This is a genomic window from Haloactinopolyspora sp. (assembly GCF_027324685.1).
Lineage (GTDB): Bacteria > Actinomycetota > Actinomycetes > Jiangellales > Jiangellaceae > Haloactinopolyspora.
In genome coordinates this window covers 1-4,164 of sequence record NZ_DAHVSH010000154.1, presented here as the reverse complement: position 1 = coordinate 4,164, position 4,164 = coordinate 1, and the positions used below count along the sequence as shown (strand labels likewise).

Below are 4,164 nucleotides of genomic sequence, written 5' to 3'. Positions count from 1 at the left end.
GGCAGCGCGTTCAGGCGCCAGGTCGCCCACACTGTGCCGCCGCGTGCCCACATCATGTGACCGGCCATCGCCCGGGCCGGGCTCCGCATCGCCATCAGCGCACCACCTTTCGTCGTTCGTTGTCGTTCTGGTCGTCGACCAGCGCCAACAGCGCCTGGACGCCGCTGAGCGGCCCGGTCTGCTGCACTGGCGCGGGTTCCGGCTCGGGCTCGTCGCCGCGCTGCGCACCCCGCGAGCGCTCCAGCAGCCGACGACGCAGCTGGTCGGACGCGCCGTCGAGGACGAGCTCGGGGGCGGCCACCGCAGGGGTCCCCGGCGGATCACCGATGAGCACGACCACGCGATGAGTCAGCCGACGCGCTCGGCGCAGCCGGATCGGGCGACCCTGATAGCGCCCGGTCGACGGAGCTCCGATGGCCCGGAACAGCCCGACGAGTGCGTAGAACGGGTTCCGCCCGTTCATCGGGAGCCGGCCGATCAAGAACACCGCACCGAAAGCGGAACCGAAAAGTACGGCGAGGTTCCCGAAGAAGCCGAAGACACCCCACGTGTCGATGGACATGCCGCCGATGACGATGATCGTGATGGCGACGATCAGCTGCTGAACCGTGTACGGACCACCCGGGATCTTGGTCCCGTCGGGCATGCGCCCCAGCAACTGCGGGAACTTGCGCGCCCGGGTGTAGTACTTGACGGTTTCGACGGACTCGTCGTCGGACATCGTGGCTCACCTCCCCTCGTCGACGTTCGGCAGATCCGGACCGGGTGAGGGGTGTTACGTGAGGGGCGCGGCTGGCGAGTCGACGTACTCCACGGTCGGCGCCGAGCCCGGCAGGTCTTCACCGACGGTGTCGCGCAGCGCGGTCACGTTGTAGACGATCCAGATGAAGACCCCTGCGGCCAACGCCGACACCACGATGGTTCCGACCGCGAACTTCGAGGTCACTGCTTTGAAGACCACGAAGAGCACAGCGACGGTGATGGCGACGACCCGGAGGACTTCGCGGAGGTCACTGGCGGTGCTCGACGTCCAGTCCAGTACTCCGGCCTGGATGGTGGTAGCTGTCGCCAGGTCCGGCGCTGCTGTCGCGAGGCTGGTGACGAGGCTCATGGCTCTCTCCTTGATGAGCGGGCGGGCATGGGACGCCTTATGGCGAGCCCGTCGAGGACGTTTCCGGGTCGGCGGTGACCGATCCGGTGTCACCGGTACCGGGCGATCCGGCCGGTGACGTGTTCTCCGCCGACGTCGACGGCGAGGCCGTGGTCGACGGGGAGTCGGGGGTCGGGACGGGAACTGGCTCGGCCAGAACCGGCGAGGTCATGAGTTCGGCGACCTCCCAGCGGCCTTGCCGTGCCTGCAGGACGAGGGCGTACTGGGCGCTGAGCTGCGCCTCGTTCGACCCGGACACGATGACGTCGACCTGGATGTCGACGCGCTCGCCGTCGTCCGGCGACTCGCTCGGCATGGCGTCCCCGGCCGCCGTGATCGCGGTGACCTCGATGGCGGCGTACGGGACCGGAGTGAGCGCGCGGAACGCCGTGCCAGGGCTGGTGTAGGCCTCGAGTTCGGCTTGATCGCCGTGCACGAGCATGGCGTTGAGGAAGTTCGTGACGCGGGCGTAGGCCGGATGATCAGTCGGTAGGTCCTCGTTGTAGACCACGTCGAGCTGATCGACGGAGCTCGGGGCGGGAACCGGGGCGGGCAGCGCCTGAGCGATCATCTCGCCTTCGACGTACAGCACCGGCAACCGGAAGTACAGCCGGCCCGAGGTCACTCGGGAGACTTCCGCGTTCTCGTCGTCGCCGTCGGTGTCGTTTTCGGCGGCTCCGCTGCCGTCCGCGTCGGCCTTGGCCGGCTTCTTCTCCGGTTGGCCCTCGGTGGCCTCGACGCTCACCACGACCGACCACAGATCGTTGTCATCGCGGACGATCTCGGCGATCTCCGGACGACGAACCGACCACGGGTACTCCGGGCGGGTCTGACTGATCCCGCCGAAGTACTGCCGCAATCCGTCGTCGTCATCGGCCGGCGTCTCCAGCCAGGCGACCACCGCGCGTTGCGCGAACTCACCGACGGCTGCGGCCTCGCCCATCCGCTCGCCGGGCCCGCCCTGGTGAATGACGGGGTCGCGGGCTGGGGTGAGCAGTTGCAGGCCCAGGGCCATCGGGCCGGCGATCAAGGCGGCCCACAGCAACCCGACGACCACTTTCGTCGTCATGTTCGCTCCGGCGGTCCACGAGTGCTGTTCCGAGGCCGGTCCGGTCTTCGTCTTCGGCCCAGATTCGCGCCCGGACGGGGTGCGACGCGACCGGCGCTCGTCACCGTCGGCGTGGTCGTCGTTCTTCGGCGGACCGAAGCCCCAATTGATCTTCATGGCTGCTGTTCCTCGAGACCGGTGTCGGTACGGCGTGGATCCAGCGGCGCGGTCACGTCAGCCGGAGCGATGTCCGTGCTCTGCGCCGCCTGCACCTCCGGCGGGTCCGACGGGTTCGGCCACCGCGAGAGGCGCACCAGACGTTCGAGGGCCTCCTGAGCGCGGTCGGCATGAGCACTCACCGCGTGCTGCAACCGGTCGGCCGCCTGACGGTCGAAGGGGTCGGCGACCAGATGGGCGATCTCGCGGTCGATGGCGCGCCTGGCGGCCAACACCGTCGCCGCGTCCATGAGGGAATCCCGGTTGCTGAAGTGCTCGGCCATCTGGGCTCCTCGATCGGCTGGTCGGTCTGACCGAGTAGGTGCCACCGGAACGTGTCTTGTGACGGCGAGCAACAAATCCTTCCGGGCTGAGCCCGGCCAGATCGGCGCGAATCCGCCCCGACCGGGCATGTTGGCGTCCCGTCGAGCCGACCGGGCAAGTGCGACGACGCTGGTGAACGCGTTGCGGGCAAGACTTCCGGCAAGGCCGGACGACCAAGGTCGCAGGTATCGAATCCCGGACCGAGGAGCCAGCCATGCCGACCACGCTCAGTGACGGCGCCACCGCCGAAGCCCTACGCGACGCACCGCTCACGACGGGCGCGCGGCGACGTACGGACGCGAGTCTGGCGGGCCGGCTGAATCACGAATGGGCTCGGCTACGCGCCGATACCGCGGCCGAGGCCACGGTGCGCCGGTGGGCACGCGAGCACGAAGCGCTGTCCGGGTGTCGCAGTCTCACCGACGTCGAGACACTGGTGCGCTCCTCGGACCGCGAACGCTGCAATCTGATCCTGCTGACGCTGGTCCGTCTGGCCCATGCCGGCGACGACCTGGCCGGACGGACGGTCCTGCAACTGATGCTGGGCAAGGCGATCCGCATCGCCGCCTCACGCTGCGGGCTCGATACACAGCACAGCCTCGAGGAAGCCGCCATCAGCGCGCTGTGGACGGCGATCGCGACGTACCCCGTCGAGCGCCGTCCCACCAAGGTCGCGGCCAACCTGGCCATGGACACGCTGCGGGCGGTGACCGGCGAACTCGCCTATCACCGCAGTGAGACGATCCTGGGGCCTGAGACCTTCGAGGCCGTCGAAGCGCACCGGGACGACTCCGCGGACGTCGAACTGCTGCAGCTCCTCGTCTGGGCCGTCGAGCGCGGGACCGTGTCCGCAGCCGACGCCACGCTGATTCTCGACATCTACACGCCCGCGCCGGGCGAGGCAGGCGGAGCGGCGGCCGCTGAGCGGCACGGCCTGAGCTGGCCGGCGGCACGACAACGGTCGAGCCGGGCCGTGCGCAAGATCGTCCGAGCGGTCCGCGACGATTCGCCCCTGGCCCAACCGGCCTGACGAACGGCTCCGACGCGGCGGGTCGCGGTCGTCGGTACGTACCTGACCGTACGCCTACCAAAAACTGACTCCATGCAGATCCCCATACAGACTCCATACAGAGCCCATGCAGACTCCATACAGAGCCCATAAAACTGGGCTGCAGGCCGCATACATTCGACATACATAAGCCATGTATGCCCTAAATGTCCGGGAAGCGTTCGACACGCAGCCCAGCGATATTGGCCAAGGCTTAACAATTCGCACCCTATGCGGTTGTCTCTGCTGTCACATACTCTGTGTGACGAGACCACCCCCGGAACCGGTCTCGACGTGCACGAGGAGGGCGGCCTTCGTGACTATCAGTAGTTCCGGCCACCGGCCGGCGCGCAGGACGGCTCACGCCGACGATGCGCT

The 4,164-nt window shown here is 68.4% G+C and carries 5 protein-coding genes; 1 reads left to right on the top strand and 4 read right to left on the bottom strand.

Going from position 1 to position 4,164, the window contains the following annotated elements; all coding sequences use genetic code 11:
* Window positions 1-94: 94 nt before the first annotated feature.
* The 4 genes from M6444_RS16785 to M6444_RS16770 are packed head-to-tail and all read right to left on the bottom strand — an operon-like array spanning window position 95 to window position 2,698.
* Window positions 95-721 carry a hypothetical protein gene (locus tag M6444_RS16785; protein WP_298329949.1) on the bottom strand — a complete coding sequence of 209 codons (627 nt, stop codon included), beginning with the start codon at window positions 719-721 and terminating at the stop codon, window positions 95-97.
* Between the two features lie 54 nt (window positions 722-775).
* A complete protein-coding gene (locus tag M6444_RS16780) occupies window positions 776-1,111 on the bottom strand; it encodes a hypothetical protein (protein ID WP_298329946.1) in 336 nt (111 codons plus the stop codon).
* Between the two features lie 37 nt (window positions 1,112-1,148).
* Window positions 1,149-2,375 carry a conjugal transfer protein gene (locus tag M6444_RS16775; protein ID WP_298329943.1) on the bottom strand — a complete coding sequence of 409 codons (1,227 nt, stop codon included), beginning with the start codon at window positions 2,373-2,375 and terminating at the stop codon, window positions 1,149-1,151.
* Window positions 2,372-2,698 (bottom strand): hypothetical protein, encoded by a 327-nt coding sequence (locus M6444_RS16770; RefSeq protein ID WP_298329941.1) that lies wholly within the window; start codon window positions 2,696-2,698, stop codon window positions 2,372-2,374. Before M6444_RS16770 ends, M6444_RS16775 begins: the two co-directional genes overlap by 4 nt.
* Before the next feature lie 254 nt (window positions 2,699-2,952).
* On the opposite strand from M6444_RS16770, the gene M6444_RS16765 reads away from it, so the two are divergent.
* Window positions 2,953-3,768: a hypothetical protein gene (locus tag M6444_RS16765; protein ID WP_298329939.1), complete on the top strand. Its 816-nt coding sequence runs from the start codon at window positions 2,953-2,955 to the stop codon at window positions 3,766-3,768.
* Window positions 3,769-4,164 lie beyond the last annotated feature (396 nt).

What these genes read in the sequence shown, in the direction of transcription:
- M6444_RS16770 (WP_298329941.1), bottom strand. Translation starts at nt 2,698, where the DNA reads ATGGCCGAGCACTTCAGCAACCGGGATTCCCTCATGGACGCGGCGACG.
- M6444_RS16780 (WP_298329946.1), bottom strand. Translation starts at nt 1,111, where the DNA reads ATGAGCCTCGTCACCAGCCTCGCGACAGCAGCGCCGGACCTGGCGACA.
- M6444_RS16765 (WP_298329939.1), top strand. Translation starts at nt 2,953, where the DNA reads ATGCCGACCACGCTCAGTGACGGCGCCACCGCCGAAGCCCTACGCGAC.
- M6444_RS16785 (WP_298329949.1), bottom strand. Translation starts at nt 721, where the DNA reads ATGTCCGACGACGAGTCCGTCGAAACCGTCAAGTACTACACCCGGGCG.
- M6444_RS16775 (WP_298329943.1), bottom strand. Translation starts at nt 2,375, where the DNA reads ATGAAGATCAATTGGGGCTTCGGTCCGCCGAAGAACGACGACCACGCC.